At 62.9% G+C, this 278-nt stretch carries 1 protein-coding gene; it reads right to left on the bottom strand.

Translation table 11 applies throughout. The features are described from left to right. Positions 1 to 278 (bottom strand): immunoglobulin-like domain-containing protein (locus K5E40_RS34625; RefSeq protein WP_221734452.1); only part of this gene is annotated, 278 nt, incomplete at both ends.

The following is a 278-nucleotide window of genomic DNA, read 5'->3' as shown; positions in this document are numbered from 1 at the left end:
ATGGTGATGTTCTGGCCGTTGGCCAGAGTCACGGTGACCGGCGAACCAGTGACCGGAGCACCAACAGTGGCGGTGTAAGTGACGGTGCCGCCTTCTGCTGCGGTGCCGGTGGCGCTCAGTTTCACCGACGTGGTGTCGATGGTGTCAGTGACGCTGGTCACGGCTGGGGCGGTGCTCGGCACCAGATTCTCGAAGTTGCCACCGGTCGCTGTGCTGATCGTTGCCTGGACGGTACCGGCATCTTTGTAGACGTCGTCAGCCGGCGCTGGAACAGTCAC

Source organism: Pseudomonas baetica, from assembly GCF_019733355.1.
Taxonomy (GTDB): Bacteria; Pseudomonadota; Gammaproteobacteria; order Pseudomonadales; family Pseudomonadaceae; genus Aquipseudomonas; species Aquipseudomonas baetica_A.
Note: the sequence above shows the minus strand (reverse complement) of the source record. Positions and strands in the feature narration are given on the sequence as shown.